At 69.0% G+C, this 19,675-nt stretch carries 16 protein-coding genes; 10 read left to right on the top strand and 6 right to left on the bottom strand.

Annotation, left to right across the window (positions count from 1 at the left end):
* The 3 genes from A3CU_RS0131690 to A3CU_RS0131685 all read right to left on the bottom strand — a co-directional run.
* On the bottom strand, window positions 1-932 hold a 932-nt coding region (locus A3CU_RS0131690), incomplete at its 3' end, for a DUF222 domain-containing protein (protein ID WP_027945637.1).
* Between the two features lie 146 nt (window positions 933-1,078).
* Window positions 1,079-1,399: a DUF6907 domain-containing protein gene (locus A3CU_RS55855; RefSeq protein WP_425388293.1), complete on the bottom strand. Its 321-nt coding sequence runs from the start codon at window positions 1,397-1,399 to the stop codon at window positions 1,079-1,081.
* Between the two features lie 91 nt (window positions 1,400-1,490).
* Window positions 1,491-2,108, bottom strand: a complete 618-nt coding sequence (locus A3CU_RS0131685; protein WP_245617443.1) for a hemerythrin domain-containing protein — start codon at window positions 2,106-2,108, stop codon at window positions 1,491-1,493.
* Window positions 2,109-2,404: 296 nt separating this feature from the next.
* On the opposite strand from A3CU_RS0131685, the gene A3CU_RS0131680 reads away from it, so the two are divergent.
* Together A3CU_RS0131680 and A3CU_RS0131675 are read left to right on the top strand one after the other, a co-directional pair.
* Complete coding sequence (locus A3CU_RS0131680; protein WP_027945635.1) at window positions 2,405-2,620, top strand: WHG domain-containing protein; 216 nt, start codon at window positions 2,405-2,407, stop codon at window positions 2,618-2,620.
* 70 nt (window positions 2,621-2,690) lie between these two features.
* Window positions 2,691-3,158, top strand: coding sequence for a DUF2871 domain-containing protein (locus A3CU_RS0131675; protein WP_027945634.1), 468 nt, complete (start codon window positions 2,691-2,693; stop codon window positions 3,156-3,158).
* Between the two features lie 9 nt (window positions 3,159-3,167).
* Here A3CU_RS0131675 and A3CU_RS0131670 read toward each other — a convergent pair whose 3' ends face one another.
* Together A3CU_RS0131670 and A3CU_RS0131665 are read right to left on the bottom strand one after the other, a co-directional pair.
* On the bottom strand, window positions 3,168-4,436 hold the full coding sequence (locus A3CU_RS0131670) for an MFS transporter (RefSeq protein WP_027945633.1): 1,269 nt from the start codon (window positions 4,434-4,436) through the stop codon (window positions 3,168-3,170).
* A gap of 196 nt (window positions 4,437-4,632) precedes the next feature.
* Window positions 4,633-5,334 carry an ArsR/SmtB family transcription factor gene (locus A3CU_RS0131665; protein WP_052372505.1) on the bottom strand — a complete coding sequence of 234 codons (702 nt, stop codon included), beginning with the start codon at window positions 5,332-5,334 and terminating at the stop codon, window positions 4,633-4,635.
* A gap of 253 nt (window positions 5,335-5,587) precedes the next feature.
* On the opposite strand from A3CU_RS0131665, the gene A3CU_RS0131660 reads away from it, so the two are divergent.
* Complete coding sequence (locus tag A3CU_RS0131660; RefSeq protein ID WP_027945631.1) at window positions 5,588-6,322, top strand: DUF2786 domain-containing protein; 735 nt, start codon at window positions 5,588-5,590, stop codon at window positions 6,320-6,322.
* Between the two features lie 268 nt (window positions 6,323-6,590).
* Here the strand turns inward: A3CU_RS0131660 and A3CU_RS50210 are convergent, their stop codons facing one another.
* Window positions 6,591-6,836: a hypothetical protein gene (locus tag A3CU_RS50210; protein ID WP_027945630.1), complete on the bottom strand. Its 246-nt coding sequence runs from the start codon at window positions 6,834-6,836 to the stop codon at window positions 6,591-6,593.
* Window positions 6,837-7,123: 287 nt separating this feature from the next.
* Between A3CU_RS50210 and hppD the strand changes: the two genes are divergently transcribed.
* From hppD to A3CU_RS0131605, 7 genes are all read left to right on the top strand, one after another.
* Complete coding sequence (gene hppD / locus A3CU_RS0131645; RefSeq protein WP_027945629.1) at window positions 7,124-8,197, top strand: 4-hydroxyphenylpyruvate dioxygenase; 1,074 nt, start codon at window positions 7,124-7,126, stop codon at window positions 8,195-8,197.
* A 108-nt stretch (window positions 8,198-8,305) separates the two neighbouring features.
* Entirely contained in the window at window positions 8,306-9,571 is a 1,266-nt protein-coding gene (locus A3CU_RS0131635) for an aminotransferase-like domain-containing protein (protein WP_043843229.1), read from the top strand.
* 166 nt (window positions 9,572-9,737) lie between these two features.
* Entirely contained in the window at window positions 9,738-11,465 is a 1,728-nt protein-coding gene (locus A3CU_RS47710) for a non-ribosomal peptide synthetase (protein ID WP_084144033.1), read from the top strand.
* Window positions 11,455-12,669, top strand: a complete 1,215-nt coding sequence (locus tag A3CU_RS0131620) for an MFS transporter (RefSeq protein ID WP_043843226.1) — start codon at window positions 11,455-11,457, stop codon at window positions 12,667-12,669. The genes A3CU_RS47710 and A3CU_RS0131620 overlap by 11 nt, the downstream gene beginning before the upstream one ends.
* Entirely contained in the window at window positions 12,666-13,952 is a 1,287-nt protein-coding gene (locus A3CU_RS0131615) for a KamA family radical SAM protein (protein ID WP_027945626.1), read from the top strand. The genes A3CU_RS0131620 and A3CU_RS0131615 overlap by 4 nt, the downstream gene beginning before the upstream one ends.
* 14 nt (window positions 13,953-13,966) lie before the next feature.
* On the top strand, window positions 13,967-15,223 hold the full coding sequence (locus A3CU_RS0131610) for a pyridoxal phosphate-dependent aminotransferase (protein WP_027945625.1): 1,257 nt from the start codon (window positions 13,967-13,969) through the stop codon (window positions 15,221-15,223).
* A 9-nt stretch (window positions 15,224-15,232) separates the two neighbouring features.
* Window positions 15,233-19,669: a non-ribosomal peptide synthetase gene (locus tag A3CU_RS0131605; protein WP_027945624.1), complete on the top strand. Its 4,437-nt coding sequence runs from the start codon at window positions 15,233-15,235 to the stop codon at window positions 19,667-19,669.
* The last annotated feature ends 6 nt before the right edge of the window (window positions 19,670-19,675 follow it).

The following is a 19,675-nucleotide window of genomic DNA, read 5'->3' as shown; positions in this document are numbered from 1 at the left end:
GCGGCGTTGTTGCCGAAGATCGCGGGCACCACCTTCGACTCACACGCCAGCCGCCGGAGCCCGTCCACACTCGATATCCCGGGGATGTCGAGGAAGGCGTGCCGGGCACGGTTCTCCAACTCGGCCAGGGTGACGGACACGATCATCACCGCGCGCTCACCGCCCTGGGTGGCCAGTTCGTCGCAGCGGGCGGCCAGGGTGATGATTTCGGCGAGGGCGTCTCCGGCGGGTTCGGTGGGGGTGCGGGTATCGTGTTCGCCGGTCTCGGGGTTCTTGTGGGGTTTCGCCAGTGGCCCGAGCAGCCCGTCGAGTTCTTCGGCGGTTTCGGGGTCGAGTTCACCGGTGAAGCGGATGCTGCCGTCCTTGCGGCGCGTGATGTCCAACCGACGAAGCGGATGGGCTTGTTCGCGGTCCTTGTCCTCGGGTGGTGCGGTGTCCTGCTCCCAGATCGCGCGCAGTCGACGGCCGGCTTTGCGCACCGCCTCCGGCCCGGCCTGCCGAGCGAGGTTCACCAGGATCTGTTCATCCGCCTCGCGCTGCTCGACGGGAATTTCCGCGGGGCAGGCTTGAAAGATCGCGGTAATCGCCTGGACGTGCTCGGCGTTGATGGCCCCGGCAGCCAGCGCTTCACCGGTAGCCGACAGGGGCGGCGGTTGTGGCACCCCGGTCAGCGACGAGGAGGGCATGGTGGCCGCAGCGTGTTCGATGCGTTGTTTGGCTTCTCGTGCGGAAATCCGCAACGCGTCGGTCAGGAACGCGGAGGTGTCCTTGAACCCCAGCGACTTCCCCAGTCCGCGTTGCTCGGCCTCGCCGACGATCGCCAGCATCTGCGCGTAGTCCATCCGAAGCTTTTCCTCCCACGCAACCATAATCGCGGCCAGGTCCCCATCGGGAACCTGCCACAGTTGGGAAGCGGGAGTCTGCTCGGACATGCAACCATGATATCTCGTTTCAGACGTAGGTTCGACACTCGTTCGAGTGAGCGCAATTAGGTAGCGTCAGCACAGGCGACCACAAGTAAGGCCAGAAGCGCTGCCCCGTGAGCCGGGGCGCTTCTACATGTGATTCCTGGGTTCGGTCAGGTTGTTTTGTTGGCGAGCTGTCCGGCTTTGACCAGGGCTTGGCCGATCGTGAGGGCTTCGGTGGCGGTAATGGTGTATCCGGCCGAGTTGGTTTCGCTGAGCAGGATGCGTGGCGTGGTTTCTCTGGTGTGTTGTACGAGGTCGACGCGGAGCAGGGGAGGTTCGAAGCACCACGAGCCATCCGGGCGTTGGCAGTGGATCGGGTCGTTGGTCGTCAGCGGGACGGCCGCGAACTCCTGGTCTGGCCGGTGTATCCGGTCTTCGGCGAAGTCGGTGTCGGTGTGTTTGACGGCGCACCAGGGTGGGCAGGGGCGGATCTGTCAGAAGGGCATAGACAATGTCTATACGTTTGGGTCAGGGCGCCGACTCGAATCGCGGTCATGTCGCGGCGTTACTCGGCGAGACGTGTCAGCCGTCGGTCGGCGGTGTCAGACCGAACAGGTCGTCGACCGCTTGCTCGGTGACGAGCGCGTCCAGGACGTCCGTTAGTTTTCTTTCCTCCCACCGAAAATGAGATTCCATGATCGCGCTCAGTCCATCGATTTCTCCTCGTACTGCTTCGATCGTGCTCGCGGTCACGGTGGTCAGGAGCTCGCGCAACCGGCGGAGGATGCCCTCAACCAGCTGATGATCGTGGCTCAGTTGCTCCAAAACGGGAGTCAGTTCGGGAAGTTGCGCGGCCAGTGCCGGGAAAGTAACCGTGTCTTCACTGGTGTGGTGACGAGTCAGGGCCTCGCAGAAGGCCACGCAGTGGGCTTGCAGCGGCATGAGCTGGTCGGCGTCGACGTGGTTGTCGGTGGCGATCTCGTCGCGGATGCGGGCCAGTTCGCTGCGCAGCCACTGGTGCACTCGCACCAGTTCGCGACCGAGGGCCCGCGCCCGGTCGGCCAGCGGTTGATCGAACGAGCGACCATAGGGTTCAGGCGTGTTGGACATGAATCGACTTTCGAAGAGGAGGCGGCGGACAACCAGCCGTATAAACTGCTTGGCAGCTCGGGGAAATACTGCTGGCCGGGTGCGCGGCACCCAACGCAGTTAGCGAGACCTACGGCGTGGACACATGGCGGCCTCCTCGTCACGGTGTCTCCATGCCGACCGCCGTCCACCAGGCGGCGACACGCGACACTTTCCATGATCTATCACGCCCTGACGGCGACCGTCAACATGCGACCGGTCATCACCGACGCGGCTCACTGATGCGCTCTCCAGAGCCAAGTTTCTTTGCGGGCCGGCGATTGGCCGGGATCTGGACTGCGCGGACGTCGCCGAGGCCACCCGTCGAGTACTCACCCGGGGCATCGGGCAGGACAGCGCCCTGGTGAGTGCGCAGCCCCGAGACCCCGGCCCCGCTGCACGCGGCGTTCGACGAGTTGGCCGAGGCGATCCGGCCGCACGCCGGTAACGACGACGTGGGCCTGCTGACGGAGACGTTCTGGGCCGCGCTACACGGCCTGACCATGCTCGCCCGCGGCGGCCGCATACCCAGCTCACACCGCCAGCACCGGCTCGAGTTGCTCCTCGCGCACTTCACCCGATGAGGGCAACGGGCTCGCACCGCCGTCCATAGTGTCCGCAATCTCTCAGGCAAGTACAGCTAAGGTCGGCACCATGAGGAAGATCCTGATCACCGGGCACATCTACATGATCCTTGGCGTGGCCGGTGGCTTGTACTACCGCGAAATCACCAAGATGAACGACTTCACCGGCGACACGCAGCTCAGCGTCGTCCACACGCACCTGCTCACGCTCGGGATGCTGTTCTTCCTCGTCGTGCTGGCCCTGGAAAAACTGTTCGACCTGACCTCCCACCGGCTCTTCGGCTGGTTCTTCTGGGTCTACAACGTCGGTCTGGCGATCACCGTCGGCATGCTGATCCTCCACGGCACCCTGACGGTGCTGGGGCGCGAGAGCAGCGAGGCCATCGCGGGAATCGCCGGCCTGGGTCACATCCTGCTGACCGCGGGGCTGATCCTCCTGTTCACCAACATCAGCAAGCGGCTACCCGGCAAGTCCAAGCCGGACAGTGACTCGGCTCCGGTTCGCTCGGCCGACCCAGCACAGTCCACAGCGTCCTGACGCACTACATCACGCTTGTCCGGCGGCGGCGTGGCGTCGCCGGAGGACGGTCATGACGGGCAGGATGCTCAGGGCGAGCAGGGCGCCGATGATCGCAAGCGCCGAGTAGCCCGCTTCGGCGACGATGAGGCCGGAGGTCATGCCACCGGTGGCTCCGGAGATGGCGACGGAAACGTCGACGGCGCCTTGGGTTTTCGCGCGGACCGTCAGCGGAACGGTGTTGGTGATGATCGCGGTACCGGCGACGAGCCCGAGGTTCCACCCCAGCCCGAGCAGCGCGAGGGCAACCGCGAGCGGGGCCACGGAGTCGGCGGGCGCGAGGGCGGCGAGAACGCCAGCGGCAAGCAGGGTGATGCCGGATGCGGCGGAGATCCGGCTGGGGCCGTAGCGGTCGGTGAGTAGCCCGGTGATGGGGGAGGGCAGGTACATCGCGGCGACGTGGATGGCGATCACCATCCCGGCCGCGGCGGTGCTGTGGCCGTGGTCGTGCATGTGGACGGGGGTCATGGTCATGATCGCGACCATGACGAGCTGGGTGAGGACCATCACGAGGCTGCCCGCCAGTACCCCACCGCGGTAGTCGCGGGGGCGCACCGCCGTGTCGGGTGTGGCGGTGTCGGTGGCGTGCCGGCGGGTGGCGACCAGCAGTGGATCGGGGCGCAGCCAAACGGAAAGCACGAGCGCGGCGAGTGCGTATGCGGTGCCGGAAAGCAGGAACGGGCCGGCCAGGTGGGGGATACCCAGGTGTTCGGCAACGGCGCCGGTGGGGGCGGCGAGGTTGGGGCCGAGGACACCGCCGAGGGTGGTGGCCACCAGCACGGTGGACACCGCACGGGCACGGCGGGCCGGTTTGGCGAGGTCGGCCCCCGCATAGCGGGCTTGCAGGTTGGTGGCGGTACCTGCCCCGTAGATAACGAGCGAGACGAACAGCAACACCGGTTGCGTGGTGACGGCGGCGAGGACGACTCCTGCACTGCCGAGGGCGCCGGTGAGGTAGCCGGCGGCGAGCCCGACGCGCCGGCCGCGGGCCCCGGACAGTCGGCCGACGGCGATCGCGGCGAGTGCGGACCCGGCGGTGAACAGGCCGCTCGGGAGCCCGGACAGTCCGGTCGAGCCGAGCATGTCCTGGGCCAGGAGCGCACCCACGGTGATCCCCGCGGCCAGTCCGGCGCCGCTGAAGATCTGGGAGATCACCAGCACGGTCAGGATGCGTCGCTGAACCACGGCGATGTCGGCCGCCGGAGAGTCCCCTGTGGAGGGTGGTGTAGTGCTGTTCACGAGTTTTCCCATCGATGAGAGGTGGACACCCCCAGCCTGGCCGCGCCCCGCGGGGGATCAGGGCGCGGTCAGGACCCACCGCCCGGGTGGGTTCCGGGGCAGGATCAGGTGGCGTCGAGCGCCGGGGAGAGGTTCTGTTCGGCAGCTGAAACGTGTTGGTGCGTCAAAGAATCCGCCGCATGCGGGCCAAGGTGTCTCATGCCAGGTCGCCGGTGTCGACCGGCATCTCGGCCAGCCGCCACTCGAGCATGCCGTCGTTGAGGCGGACCGCGCGGCGCCCGCGGTCGGTCAACAGCCGCACCGCGTCATAAGCCAGCGCGCAGTGTTCGCCGCGGCAGTACACCACGATCTCCGCGCCGTCGGGCAGTTCGTTGATCCGCTCGGCCAGTTCCTCCACCGGGATGCTCACCGCGCCGGGGATGTGCCCTGCCTCGTACTCGTGCACCGGCCGCACGTCCAGCACCACCACGTGCCCGGCCGCGGCCTGCTTCCGCAACTGCTCGCGCGTGATGCCGGAATCACCACCGGCGCCGAGATAGGCATCGCGGGCGGCGGGGACCGCGGCCTGGTGGGCGCCGGCAACCTTGCACAGCAACGCGAACAGTTGCGCGATGTCCTCGCCGGCCAGCCGGTAGTGCACCCGCACCCCGTCCCGGCGCGTCTCGACGAACCCGGCGTGCTTGAGCGTCTGCAGGTGTGCCGATGCGGTTGTCAGGTTCAGCCCGGCCGCCACGGCGAGTGCCTCGACCGTCCGCTCGCCCTGCGTGAGCAGATCCAGCAGCTCCAGCCGTTTGCCGTTGGCCAGTGCCTTCCCGCTGGCCGCGAACGCCTCGTACAGCCGGGCCTTCGCCTGCGCCCTGGCCTGGCTCGGCGAGTCGATCGTGTCCCGCTTCGCCATCAGCTCCTCCAAAAATCCATGGAATAGGGTATATCAGAGTTCGAGGCCGTCCGGCAGGTCGCCGGCCCTCCGAAACCCGGGTCCCGTGCCGGGAGGACGTCGTGGGTTTCGCCGCCGACCACCTGATTCCGCTCGTCGGCGAGCCGCCTGGCGTCCACCTGGATTCGCACGTCTGATCGAATATGGTCGTACCCTGCGCCTACCGTGAACCCCACGCGGCCCGGCCCGGGCCGCACCGACAGGAGAGGGGATCATGCCCAATCACGACATGCTGCTCGAGCGCGTGCGCAAGCTGCTGGCCAAGGCCGAGGACTCCGCGGTCACGCCGGAAGAAGCCGAGCTGTACAACACGAAGGCCGCGGAGCTGATCGCCCGGTACGGGATCGACAACGCGATGCTGGCCGCGTCCGGCCAGGCCGCCGACGAGCTGACCGTGCTCAAGCTGCCGATCGACAACCCGTACAGCCGCGACAAGGCGAGCCTGCTCGCGAACATCGCGTACCCGCTGCGCTGCCGCACCCTGCTGCACTGCGTCGGGCAAAGCGTCGAGGCGGTGACCGTACTCGGCTTCCGGTCTGACCTGACGCGCGTGGAGTTGCTGTTCACCAGCCTGCTGCTGCAGGCGAACACGCAACTGGTGCGAGTCCGCCCGGAGGAGCGAATGTTCCGGGAATCGCTGGCCGCCTACCGCCGCACGTGGCTGCACGGTTTCGCACGTGCGGTGCACGAACGGCTGGTTCGAGCCGAGGCCAACGCCGTCCACGACTACCGCCCGACTTCCGCCGCCACGCCGTCCGCGGAACTGGTGATCCGCGACCGGACGGCGTTGGTGCAGCAGGCGTTCGACCGCGAGTACGGGGACGCGCGGATTGCGGGGCCACGGCGGCTTTCGGGGTCGGGGTACCAGGACGGCCACCGGGCGGGGACCAGAGCGAGGTTGGATCCGGCGGCGCTGGGAAGGAGCCGGGCGGCATTGCCGGTGCGATGATCGGGTACGGCTTTCGCCGCACGCCACGCCAATCCTGGGCCGCGCCGGTCATTGACCAGGCATGTTCGCGGTGACCAACATCGACGACATGCTGGTGCCGGCGGTCTTCTTCGGCCAGGCCCGCGGCGCGCGAACTGCGGCGGTGCGCGTGGTGGCCGGCCAGTACCTCAGCCGTTGAGGTGGAATTGCGGTGCGTGTCAGGATTTTGAGGCAGGTTGGTCAGGGATTCGTTGTTGGCCGGCGGTTTCGGTTCGTCGGGCTTGTTGATTCAGGCGACGGTTGGTGGCGCCGGTGGTTCGGGGTGTTTGCGCACGAACCGCTCCGGGTTGCGGGTGTAGCCCTCGGTGAGCACCTCGGCTCGGGCCGCGCGGACGTTCTGGGATCGTCCATAGTGGACATGGATGGGATGGTGCCAGCCGACCACGTAGCGGATGAAGCCGCCGGCCGCGGCGGGGCCGGGGGCTGGCGGTGACGGCGGTAGTAGGAGGCCTGCGGCCGCCCGGTCGCCGCGCAAGTCTTGCGGACCCCGGCCAGCGGGGCCAACTCGGTGATGGCGTCGTAAATTTCAAGATCCATCTTCGCCTCAATTGATCTTGACGCAGAGGGAGGGTTGGGCGGCTCGCGCGAGTCCGTTCGACCATCCGCGTCAGCATTGATATACGCCAAATGGAGCTGTGAAACGTGTCGATCTTTCTCTATGGTTGCCAGTGACGTGAGCCGGCGGAAGTTTAACCAGGTCACACCCGGTGATTTCCAAAGGTGTATCGGTGCCGGTTTTTGGCCATGGCAAGGAGGAGATTAATGCCGGGCTATGATTTCCGGGATCTCACATTGGACCACGTTGGACTCTATGTGGACGACGTGACCGGTACGGCGGCCGCACTGTCGGACGCCTACGGGTTCGGCACCTACGCCGCCTCCGGATTCCCGGACGGGCGGGTGTCCGACTCCTACTCCGTCGCACTCGGTACGGACCGGATCCGGCTGGTGCTCCGCGCGGCGCAGACCGACGACCACCCGGGCCGTGCCTATGTGCGGGCGCATGGCGACGGTGTCTGTGACATCGCGATGCGGGTCGACGACGTGGCGGCCACGTTCGCGGAGGCCGTGCGGCGCGGGGCGCGCCCGGTGGCCGAACCGGTGGCCGTGGACGGCATGGTGACCGCGACGATCGGCGGTTTCGGAGACGTGGTGCACACGCTGGTCCAGCGACCGGCCGAAGTGGACCCGCGCGTGCTGCCGGGGTTCGCGATGCTCGACCGCCCCGGTCCGCCCGGGGTCGGGCTGCACGAGATGGACCACTTCGCGGTGTGTGTCGAGGCAGGTCGGCTCGACGACACGGTGGCCTACTACGAGCGGGCGCTCGGCTTCGAGATGATCTTCACCGAGCGCATCACGGTCGGCGCGCAGGCCATGGACTCCAAGGTGGTGCAGAGTGCCGGCGGCACGGTCACACTCACTATCCTGGAGCCGGACCCGAGTGCAAGCCCCGGTCAGATCGACGATTTCCTGAAAAGCCACGGCGGTCCCGGGGTACAACATATCGCCTTCACCTCGGAAAACATTGTCGCCTCGGTCGACGCGCTGCGTGACCGCGGCATCGAGCTGCTGGCCACTCCGGATTCCTATTACGACCTGGTCGCCAGAAGAATTGAGTTGTCCAAACATTCGGTCGCCGAACTACGGCGGCTGAGTATTCTGGTGGACGAGGATCACGACGGTCAGTTGTTCCAGATCTTCGCGCGGTCGACCCATCCGCGCCGCACGTTCTTCTTCGAGATCATCGAGCGCTGCGGGGCCACCACGTTCGGCAGCGGGAACATCAGAGCGCTCTACGAAGCCGTGGAGTTGCAGGACGCCAAGGTGGCGGAGTAGCGGGGTGACGTCTCACCACCCGGACGGCGAGCTCGCGGCGGCAGAGACCGCACGGCGGGCGGCGGGTCCGTTCGTCATCAGCACGGTCGCCGGCAACGGGGAGCACGGATGACTGACGTCGACTTGGACATCGCGACGCTGCACGGTTCGCTCGGCGACCGGGCGCTGTCCTCGATGAACTTCCTGAACCAGATCGCGAGCGAGTACCCGGACGCGATCTCCTTCGCCGCGGGCCGCCCGTACGAGGGTTTCTACGATCCCGAGCACCTGCACCACTATCTGCGGCTGTTTCGCGCACACCTCGAACACGACCTCGGCTACGACGAGCGCGAGGTGACCCGCACCCTGTTCCAGTACGGCCGCACCAAGGGGATCATCAACGATCTTGTCGCGCGGCAGCTGGCCACCGACGAGCAAATCATCGCCGACCCCGAGTCGATAGTGGTGACGGTGGGGTGCCAGGAGGCGCTGTTCCTGGTGCTGCGAGCGTTGCGGGCCACGGCGGACGACGTCGTGCTCGCGCCGGTCCCGACCTACGTCGGCCTGACCGGCGCGGCTCGGCTGGCGGACCTGCCCGTGCACCCGGTGCGTACCACGGGTGCCGGCCTCGACCTCGATGATCTCGTCGCCGGACTGTACGCGTTGCGTGCGGCCGGGCGACGACCGCGCGCGATCTACGTCACGCCCGACTTCGCCAACCCCACCGGCGTGAGCATGACGGTCGCTGACCGTCACCGGCTGCTCGACATCGCCGACCGCGAAGACGTGTTGCTGCTGGAGGACAACGCGTACGGCCTGCTCGCCGACGATCGGCTGCCGACGCTGAAGTCACTCGACCGGCATGCCCGGGTGGTCTACCTCGGCTCGTTCGCCAAGACCGGCCTGCCCGGCGCGCGTGTCGGCTTCGCGATCGCCGACCAGAAGGTGACTGGCGGCGGCATCTTCGCCGACGAGCTGTCGAAGATCAAGAGCATGCTGACGGTGAACACGCCACCGGTGGCGCAGGCGGTCATCGGTGGCCGGCTGCTCGCGGGCGGCGGCAGCCTGGTGGCCGCGAACGAACGAGAGATCGCGGTGTACCGGGCGAACCTGCGTCAGGTTCTCGACGGACTGGCGCGTCGGTTCAGCGGCGACGTCAGCTGGAACACACCGACCGGTGGCTTCTTCGTCACGCTGACGGTCCCGTTCCGTGCCGACGACGGGATGCTCGCCCACTCAGCACGCGTGCACGGCGTGCTGTGGACGCCGATGCACCACTTCTACGGCGGCACGGGTGGATTCCACGAACTGCGGTTGTCCTGCAGTGTGCTGACGCACGAGGCGATCGAGGTGGGACTCGACCGGCTTGCCAAGTTCTTCGAGGAGATCTCATGACACCCTCTGTGTCAACCCGCGGCTCGCAGGCCGACCACAGAGCGCGCCTCCGCCAGGTCCCGCTATCGGGGCGGCAGGGCGCCAGTGAAGACGACGTGACCCAGGTTTGTCAGGAGCGCCCTGTCGACACGATCGCGGTCGCGCGCAGACTCGCGGAGGACACGCCATGACCTACGGGGTTGCCGCGCTGGTGTCCCAGTGGTGTGCGAAGACACCGGACGCCCAAGCGGTTTCCGTTGCCGCTACCGGGGAATCGGTGACCTACCGGGAGCTGTGGGCGCGCTCCGGCCGGCTGGCGGCGGAGCTGATGGCCGCCGGAGTGCGGCCGGGCGAGGTCGTCGGGATCGCGCTGGACCGGTCGGTGGAGCTGGTGGTTGCCATGCTCGGCGTGGTCCGCGCCGGCGCGGTCTACCTGTCGCTCGACGCGGAGGCACCGGAAAGCCGCGTCGCGGAGCTGCTCACGGACGTCCACTGTGTACTCACCGGTCCGCGGCGCGCGGTGCCCGAATCGGTGCGCGGGATGCGGGTGCCCACGACCGGTGACGCGTCGGCCGATGTCGCGGTCAGCATGGACGATCCGTGTTACGTGGTCTACACGTCCGGGTCGACCGGGCGGCCGAAGGGCGTGCTGATCCCGCACCGCGGGGTCGTCCGGCTCGTGCGGGAGCCGGTGTTCTGCACACTCAACCCCGGAGACCGGCTGGCGTGCACGGCGAACCCGGCGTTCGACGCGATCACGTTCGAGGTGTGGGGCGGCCTCGCGCGGGGTGCGACGGTCGTCATGTTTCCAGACGTCGCCGACCTGGGGCTCGACGCCTGGGTGGCGCTGGTCTCAGCACAACGGCTGCACGCGCTGCACCTGACGACGTCGGTGTTCAACCTGGTGGCCAAGGAACGGCCGGCCGTGTTCGGTCCACTGAGGACATTGCTGTTCGGTGGCGAGCAGGCCGACCCGGCGATGGTGCGGCGGGTGCTTGCGCAGGCGCCGCCCGGCCGGATGGTGAACCTCTACGGCCCGACCGAGACGACCATGCTCGCGAGCTGGTTCGAATGCACCCCCGGCCGCGTGCCGGAGGGCGCACGGGTGCCGATCGGCTTCCCGATCCAGGACACCACGTTGTCCATTGTGGACGAGACGTTACGTGCGGTGCCGCCGGGCGAGGTGGGCGAGCTGCTCATCGGCGGCCCCGGGGTCGCACTCGGCTATCTCGGCATGCCGGAGCTGACCGCGGAGCGGTTCGTGCCGGACCCGGCCGGTGGCCGGGGTGTGGTGTACCGGACCGGCGATCTCGTCCGGGCGGGTGCCGGCGGTGCGCTCGAGGTGATCGGGCGGCGGGACCGGCAGGTGAAGGTGCGCGGGTTCCGGGTCGAGCTGGACGAGGTGGAGCTGGCAATCAGGGCGACCGGCCTGGTGGACACCGCGGTGGTGGAGAAGGTCGGGGACGGGCCGGCCGCGGTCCTGGCCGGGTTCGTGGTTCCGGCGAGTGCCGACACCGGCGTGCTCGCGGCCCGGCTGGCGGAGCGGCTGCCGGCGTACATGGTGCCGGCGCGCTGGGTTCCGCTGGCGGAGCTGCCGTTGCAGCCCACCGGAAAGGTCGACCGGACGCGGCTGGTGCGCCTCGCCGAGGACGTCGCCACCGGTGACGATCCGGCGGAGGGGCTCGCCGGGGAGGTGGGTGCGGTGTGGCGGGAGGTGCTGGCTGTCCCTTCGGTGGGGGCCGGCGACAACTTCCTTGACCTGGGTGGGAACTCGCTGCTCGCCGTGCAGGTGGCGGTGCGGCTCTCCGAGCGGCTGGCCGTCGAGGTGGAGCCGGCCGACGTACTGCTCGCGGACACGTTCGTGGGCTTGGTCGACCAGTTGCGGCAAGCGAAGGAGCACGTCGATGTTGCGTGACCTCGTTCCCCCGCCGGGGCCGGTGCGGATCCTGGCGGTGAGTGGACTGGCCAGAACGACCGGGTTCGGCACGATGGTGGCCGTCGCCGTCCTCTACTTCACCCGGGTCGCGGACATTCCGCCGGAGCGGGTCGGGCTCGGCATGACCATCGCGGCCCTGTGCGGTGCGGTGGCGAGCCCGTTCGCCGGGAACCTCGCGGACCGGTTCGGCGCGCGGGACTCGGCGATCGTGCTCGTAACCATCCAGGGCCTCGCGGTGGCCTGTTACGGGTTCGTCGGCGGGTTCGTGCCGTTCATGATCGCGGTCAGCATCGTGATCAGCTGCCACTCCTCGGCGGAGTCGGCTCGTGGTGCGCTCGTCGCCGGCATCGTCGAGCCGGACAGGCGGGTGAAGACACGCGCGCTGCTGCACTCGGTCACCAACGTGGGCCTGTCCCTCGGCGCGCTTGCCGGCGGGGTGGCACTGCAGGTCGACACCCGGTCGGTGTACGTCGGCATGCTCATCGGCTGCGGTGTGTTGTTCGCCGGCTCCGGCCTCGTCTACCTGCGCCTGCCCCGGCCGGAGCCGGTACCGCGCCCGGCGGACGGGTCGCGGTGGGAGGTGTTGCGGGACCGGCCTTTCACGCTGTTCATCGCGCTGAACGTGTTGCTGGTCATGCACGACAGCGTCCTGACCGTGGTGCTGCCACTGTGGATCGCCGAGCGAACGAACGCCCCGGTGTCGGTGTACGCGGGCATCCTGCTGCTCAACACCGCGCTCGTGGTGCTGTTCCAGGTACGGGCGAGCCGCGGCACCGACAACGTGGCCGGTGGCGTGCGGGCGTTGCGCACCAGCGGAGTGCTGCTCGCGGTCGGTTGTGCCGTGTACGCGCTGGCCGCCGGTCAGCCGTCGTGGCTGGCCGCCGTGATCCTGCTTGTCGGCGCCGCGATGCATGTCTTCGGGGAACTGCTGCACGGCGCGGGCTCGTGGGCGCTCGCGTTCGACCTGGCGCCGGAGCATGCACACGGGCAGTACCAGGGTGTGCTCAACATGTCCATCCAACTCGGCGGTGTGATCGGCCCGGTGCTGGGCACCGCGGTCGTCATGGGCACCGGCTGGCCGGGGTGGGTGGTCCTCGCGGTCGTGATGCTGGGTGCCGGCCTCACCGCCCCGACCGTGGCTAGGTGGGCGTCCCGTCGGGTGGCCACGGAGCCGAGCACATGACCCAACCACTCGCGGTGGCCACGGCGGCGCGGTATCGCGCCTACGGGCCACGTCAGCTCAACGAGATCTCGGCCCGGTTCGGGATACCCGCGCCGGTACGGGAGACGGCGCGGCTGCTGTCCCAGGTGTTTCCGTTCCGGGTCAACGAGTACGTGCTGACAAACCTCATCGACTGGCGGCAGGTGCCGGACGACCCCATCTACCAGATGGTGTTCCCGCAACCCACCATGCTGTCCATAAAGGACACAAAGCGGTTGGCCGGGTTGACGGGTGCGGAGCTGTCTTCGGCAGTGCGGGACATCCGTGCCCGGCTCAACCCGCACCCGTCCGGGCAGCGAGAGCTGAACGTGCCGACGTTGGACGGCGCCGAACTTCCCGGCATGCAACACAAGTACCGGGAGACGGTGCTGTACTTCCCCGGGCACGGCCAAACCTGCCACGCCTACTGCACCTACTGCTTCCGTTGGGCGCAGTTCGTCGGTGACCCTGATCTCCAGTTCGCCGCACCGGACCCGTGCCGGCTGGTCGGCTATCTCGGCCGGCATCCCGAGGTCAGCGACGTGCTGGTGACCGGAGGCGATCCGCTGGTGATGTCCACCGACCGGTTGCGTGCCCACCTCGAGCCGATCCTGGCCGTCGAGTCGGTGCGGACGATCAGGCTCGGCACCAAGTCCGTCGCCTACTGGCCGTACCGGTTCACCGCCGACCGGGACGCCGACGACCTGCTGCGGCTCTTCGAGCAGATCGTCACCACCGGCCGGACCGTTGCCGTGATGGCGCACTTCAGCCATCCGCGCGAGCTGGACCCGGAGGTGGCGCAGCACGCGGTGGCACGCATCCGTGCGACCGGCGCCGTGGTGTACTGCCAGGCGCCGCTGATCGCGCGGGTCAACGATCAGGCGGAAATCTGGACCCGGTTGTGGCGCGCGGAACTCGGCCTCGGCGCGGTGCCTTACTACCTGTTCGTCGAGCGGGACACCGGACCGCACGACTACTTCAAGGTGCCGCTGGCCAGAGCTGTCGAGATCTTCCAGGCCGCGTACCGGGACCTGCCCGGGCTGGCACGCACCGTGCGTGGTCCGGTCATGTCGGCGAAGCCGGGCAAGGTCGTCGTGGACGGTGCGGCGGGCGAGTTTCTCCAACTGCGCTTTCTCCAGGCACGAGACCCGGCGCTGGTCGGCCGGCCCTTTCTGGCCCGGTACCCGGCCGGTGCCGCATGGCTCGACGAACTCGCTCTCGACCCGTCGACCCCGGCGGACATCGCGGCGGCCATCCAGGGATGACGAAAGGAGTTGGCGTGCCCGGTCAACAGGTCTCGCCGAACCTCGCACTCGACCAGCTCGTGGCACTGCGCCGCGTGCGCGGTGAGTCGATTGTCCACCTGGGATTCGGTGAGTCCCGGTTGCCGGTGTTCGCGCCGCTGGCGCAACGGTTGCGGCTCGGTGCGTCGAGGAACGCCTACGGGCCGGTGGTCGGGGATCTCGCGGTGCGGCAGGCGGTGTCCGGCTACTTCACCCGCCGCCGCATGCCGACCCACCCCGAGCAGGTGATCATGGCCCCGGGCAGCAAACCGTTGCTGATGGCACTGCAGATGGTCGTGCCGGGCGACGTGGTGTTGCCTCGGCCCTGCTGGGTCACCTACGGGCCGCAGGCTGAATGGGCCGGCAAGCACGTCTTCGGTGTACCGATTCCCGACGACTGCGGCGGCGTGCCCGCGCCGGACGCGCTGCGGGAGACGGTCCGTGCGGCGCGAAAGCACGGCCGCGACCCGAAAATCGTCATATTGAACTCGCCGGACAACCCGACCGGTACGGTGGCGCCGCCCACGCTGGTCCGGGAGGTCTGTGCTGTCGCGGAGGAAGAGGACCTGCTCGTCGTCTCCGACGAGATCTACCGCGACCTCGTGCATGACCCGGACACGCCGTTCCTCAGCCCGGCCGAGGTCGTGCCCGACCGCACCGTGGTCGTCACCGGGCTGAGCAAGAGCCTCGCGCTTGGCGGCTGGCGCATCGGCACGGCCCGGTTCCCGATGGGGGCGTGGGGAACCCGGATCAGGGAAGGGGTTGCCTCCTACGCCAGCGAAGTCTGGTCCACGCTGGCCGGCCCGATGCAGGAGGTCGCCGCCTACGCGTTCGACGAGCCTCCCGAGATCCGGGCACGACTGGCCACCGACGCACGGCTGCACGGCGCGGTGGCTGGTGCGGTGTACGAGATCATGCGCGGTGCGGGTGCCGCGTGCCGGCGTCCGAACGCGGGATTCTACGTATATCCGGACCTCTCGCCGGTGGGTGAGTCGTTGCGGAGGAAATCGATCACCGACGCGATCACTCTGCAGGCGCGGTTGCTCGACGAGTTCGGTGTCGCCGTGCTCGCCGGCGCCCACTTCGGCGACGACCCCCACGCACCACGGTTCCGTGCCGCGACGAGCATGCTCTACGGCGACACCGAGGAGCAGCAGGCCGCGGCTCAGGAAACCGACGACCCGCTCCGCCTGCCACACATCGCAGCGGCGCTCGACGCGATCGAAACCTCCTTCACCAAACTCTGCTCCTGAGGGGAAGTCGTGACCAAGCCTGCTCTGGTCCCACGGGAAGCCCGTGTCGCCCCACTGTCGTTCGCGCAGGAACGGCTGTGGTTCATCGACGCGGCGTCACCTGGATCGGCGACCTACAACGTGCCCTTGTTCCTGCGGTGGACCGAACCGGTGGACACCGAGGCACTCGCCGCCGCGCTGACCGCCGTCGTGCGACGGCACGAGGTGCTGCGCACCACCTACCGCCTCGAGGACGGCGCACCGGTGCAGGTCGTCAACGAACCCGGCCTCGTACCCGTGACAGAAGTGTGGCTCGACGACGCCGGCGACACAGGGGAGCGGGTGCGCGCGGACGCGGTGCGGCGCGGCCGTCTGCCGTTCGACCTCAGCACCGAACCGGCTCTGCGGTGTGTGGTGTGGCGGGGCGTGCCGGGTGGGGACGCGATGCTGTTGTGCGTCCACCACATCGCCATGGACGGCTGGTCCTCCGGGCCGCTGCTGTCCGACCTCGACCGTGCCTACCGGGCGGCCCTGGCCGGCCGCGAACCCGGCTTCGCCGAACTTCCGCTCCAGTACTCGGACTTCGCCGTCCGGGACCGGGAGTCCTTCGACAGCCCCGAGATGGCCACCCGGCTGGCCACCCGAGTCGGGGAACTGCTCGTCACACCACCGGAACTCGTGCTCTTCGGGCGGCGCGGCCCCACTCGTATCGAGGGGGAGCGGCGGGGTGACCGCTACGTCTTCGAAGTCCCTGACGAGCTCCTGCGACGGATCGGCGCCCTCGCCACAGCGCTTCGGGCCACCCCGTTCGTGGTCCTGCTGGCGGCGTTCCAGGTGGTCATGCAGCGCTGGTCCGAGCGCGAGGACTTCTCGCTCGGCACGATCATGGCCAACCGCTCCGCGTCCTCCGTCGACGAGCTGGTCGGCTTCTTCGTCAACACGGTTCCGTTGCGCTGCTCGGTAAACCCGTTGGGCAGCTTCCGTGAGCTGTGCACGGGTGTGCGTGCCGAGGCCTTCAGTGCCCTGACCCACCAGCGGATACCGTTCGACCGGCTGACCGCGGCCGCCCGCGAGCGTGGCGCTGGTGCGCTGGCGAACGTGACCTTCGCACTGCAGAACATGCCGGAGCCTGACTACCCGGACACTCCTCGGTGGACGATGCCGGAGGTCCTGCCGACCGCGACCGCCAAGTCGGACCTGCTGATGCTGTTCGAGCAGGGCTCGGCCGGCCTGCGCGGCGTCGTCGAGTACGACGTGGACCGCTACTCGGCCGAGATCGCGCGCCAGATCGGGGACGGCGTCGCCACCGTGCTTGCCGCGGCGGTCGCCGAGCCGGACCTGCCGGTGGCAGCGCTCCCACTTACCCGGCGGACCGGCGGTGCGCCACCGAACAACGTGCTCGTCGGGCCTCGAAAACCCCATGCCGCCACCACGATTCTCGACGTGCTGGCCGAACGGATCGCGCAGGCCGAGCCGGGCGCCTGCGCGGTGTCCTGCGGTGCCGACCGGACATCCTGGGCGGAGCTCGACGGCTGGTCATGGGCGATCGCCGCCAGGGCGCGGGAACTCGACGCCACTTTCATCCCGGTACTCGCCGCCCGGGGCGGCGCCTTCCTCGCCGGGTGGATCGGCGTCCTGCGGGCCGGCGCCGCATACGTCCCGCTCAGCCTGGACACCCCGCCACACCGCATGGAGTACATCCTCGACGAGGTCGGCGCCACCACTGTCCTCGCCGACGGCGTCGGCGCCGAGATACTCGCCGGCTTCGGCGGCAGGTACGAGGTGCTGCGGATCGACGAGCTGCGGGACGTCCGGGTGCCGGCCGAGCCCGTGCCCGTCGACGCCGACGCACCCGTCACCGTGCTGTACACCTCCGGCACCACCGGCCGGCCGAAGGGCGCCGTGCTCAAGCACCGCGGTCTGCTCAACACCGTGCTGTGGTGGGCCGGCGAGGTCGATCTCACGCCTTCGGACCGGGTCCTGTGCTCGTGGACGACACAGTTCGACGCCGCGTCGTTCGACATCTTCCGCACCCTCGCCGCCGGCGCCGAGCTGGTCCTCGCCGACGACGTGGCCCGGCGGGACCCGCGCGCGCTGCTCCGTCTGCTCCGCGGTCCCGGCGCACCGAACGTGACCTCGACGACCCCCGCGCTGCTGCGGGCGATGCTCGATGTGGACCCGTCGCAGGACCCCACCGGGGTCCGTGCCATCTCCGTCGGCGGCGAGGCGCTGACCCAACGACTCGTCGTGGAATGCAAGCGGCGCTGGGGCGCGCCGGTGCACAACATCTACGGTCCCACCGAGATCTCCTGCCTCAGCACGGGTGCGTGGATCGACCCCGAGGAGGAGCGCCCGCCGATCGGTCCCCCCATCCCGAACATGCGGGCGTACGTGCTGGGCCGCCACGGCGAGGAACTGCCCTCCGGTGCGCCGGGCGAGCTGTACCTGGCCGGCGACGGCGTCGGGCTCGGCTATCTCGCCGACTCCGAACACACCGACCGCGTGTTCGTACCGGACATCCTGCCGGACCGGCCGGGCGACAAGATGTACCGCACCGGCGACCGGGTCCGGATCCGCGAGGACGGGCAACTGGACTTCCTCGGCCGGTTCGACGGATACGTCAAGATCATGGGCAACCGCATCGATCCCAACGACGTCCGCACCCTGCTGGAGGAACAACCCTCGGTCCGTGCCGCGGTGGTGCACCCGCGGGGAACCCCGACCCGGCTGATCGCCCACGTCGTCCTGTCCGATGTGGACCGGATGCCGACGAGGGAGGAACTGCTGAAGCCGCTGCTCGGCTGGCTGCCGCCGCCGGTGCTGCCGGCCGAGGTGTACGTGGTGGAGTCCGTGCCACGTAACGCACATGACAAGGTCGACATCCGCGCGCTCCTTGAGCTGCCGGCCATCCCGTTGCCACACGCGGACGACGACGCCGGCGCGCCAGGTCTGGACGAGGACACCCGCCGGGCGGCGGACCTGGTGGCCGGTGTGCTCTCCGGTGTCGCGCCCGAGGACCTACGTGCTGACTCGAACTTCTTCGCCGTCGGCGGGCACTCCCTGCTCGCCGTGCGGTTGATCGCCGAAGCAGAACGCCGGTGGGGCGTGTCACTGCGACTGCGGGAGTTCCTCGCGGACCCGACCCTCGCCGGGCTGGGCCGGCTGCTTGCGGGCGCACCGTCCATACCGGACACACGGGTCGAGGAGCTCGGGCGTTGTCCCGCGACCTCCGTCCAGCAGCGGCTGTGGTTCCTGGACCGAACGCGTGCCCTGCGCACGTCCTACCTCGTGCCCACGGTCATCGAGTTCACCGGAGGAGTGGATGCCGAGCGGCTGCGGCTCGCCACCGCACAGGTGTTGGCTCGCCACCCTGCGTTGCGCTCCCGGTTCGAGCTGGACCATGAACAGCGGCGGGTCTTCTACCGCACTGACGGCCCGCCGCCACCGGTAGGGCTGTTGGACGCCACGGCGAAGGGGCTGAGCGCCGACGAGCTGGCGTCCTATCTGGACGAACGATGCTGGACGCCCTTCGACCTGGACGCCGAACTGCCCACCCGGGCAGAGATCATCGCCGACTCCGGCCGTGTCCTGCTCGTCCTGGTGTCCCACCACCTGGTGTTCGACGGCTGGTCCCGTGACGTGGTGTTCCGCGAGCTGACCGTCGCGTACTCGTCGACGGTGGACGACCTGCCCGACGCGGTGCACCCCGCGGAGCTGGTCGGGACGAACGAAACCGATGCCGGGGAGATGATCGAGCGGCTGCGTGGCGCACCGACCGATGTGGAGCTGCCAGGACGCCGGGCCCGGCCCGCGGTCCAGGCCTACACCGGCGCGGCACACGTGATCACACTCGGTGCCGGATTGACCGCGCGCCTGCGTGCGGTGACCGCCGAGTTGGGCTGCTCGGCGTTCGTGACGGCGGCGACGCTGGTCGCCGCGGCCCTGGCTCGCCGGGTGACCCAACGCGACTTCCTGTTCGCCTTCCCGTGGTCCGGCCGGGACCGTGCGGGCAGCGCGCACGCGGTGGGCATGTTCGTCAACACGCTCGTGCTGCGCACCGACCTGCGGGACAACCCGACGTGGCGGGACGCCCTCGTCCGGGTGCGTGAGGAGGCGAAAGCCTGCTACCGCAACGCCGACGTGCCGTTCGAGAAGCTGGCCGAGGCACTGCACCCCGACCGGGACCTGAGCCGCCCGCCGCTGACCCCGGTGTACCTCGGGGACTTCGCGGGTCGCGCCACGGCGCCGGATCTCGGTGAGGGCATCACCTCGCGGCTGCTGCCGCTAACGCGGTTCCCGGTCAAGTACGAGCTGGAGCTGACCGTGACCGATCTTGACGACGATCTCGAACTCGCCGCCACCTACGCCGCCGGGTTGCTCGACGCCGCCACTGTGGCGGACCTGCTGGGCGGTGTCGTGGCCGCGGCCGAGGACCTGGCCGCGAACCCCGACACGGCCGTACTGTGAGGAGAC

The sequence above is a fragment of the Amycolatopsis taiwanensis DSM 45107 genome (assembly GCF_000519205.1).
In the GTDB taxonomy this organism is placed as follows: domain Bacteria; phylum Actinomycetota; class Actinomycetes; order Mycobacteriales; family Pseudonocardiaceae; genus Amycolatopsis_E; species Amycolatopsis_E taiwanensis.
The sequence above is the reverse complement of the archived record's forward strand: the minus strand, read 5'-3'. Positions and strand labels throughout refer to the sequence as shown.

Coding starts and splice junctions, on each gene's coding strand:
- A3CU_RS0131675 (WP_027945634.1), top strand. CDS start 2,691: ATGAGGAAGATCCTGATCACCGGGCACATCTACATGATCCTTGGCGTG.
- A3CU_RS47710 (WP_084144033.1), top strand. CDS start 9,738: ATGACCTACGGGGTTGCCGCGCTGGTGTCCCAGTGGTGTGCGAAGACA.
- A3CU_RS0131660 (WP_027945631.1), top strand. CDS start 5,588: ATGCCCAATCACGACATGCTGCTCGAGCGCGTGCGCAAGCTGCTGGCC.
- A3CU_RS0131615 (WP_027945626.1), top strand. CDS start 12,666: ATGACCCAACCACTCGCGGTGGCCACGGCGGCGCGGTATCGCGCCTAC.
- A3CU_RS0131635 (WP_043843229.1), top strand. CDS start 8,306: ATGACTGACGTCGACTTGGACATCGCGACGCTGCACGGTTCGCTCGGC.
- A3CU_RS0131620 (WP_043843226.1), top strand. CDS start 11,455: ATGTTGCGTGACCTCGTTCCCCCGCCGGGGCCGGTGCGGATCCTGGCG.
- hppD (WP_027945629.1), top strand. CDS start 7,124: ATGCCGGGCTATGATTTCCGGGATCTCACATTGGACCACGTTGGACTC.
- A3CU_RS0131665 (WP_052372505.1), bottom strand. CDS start 5,334: ATGGCGAAGCGGGACACGATCGACTCGCCGAGCCAGGCCAGGGCGCAG.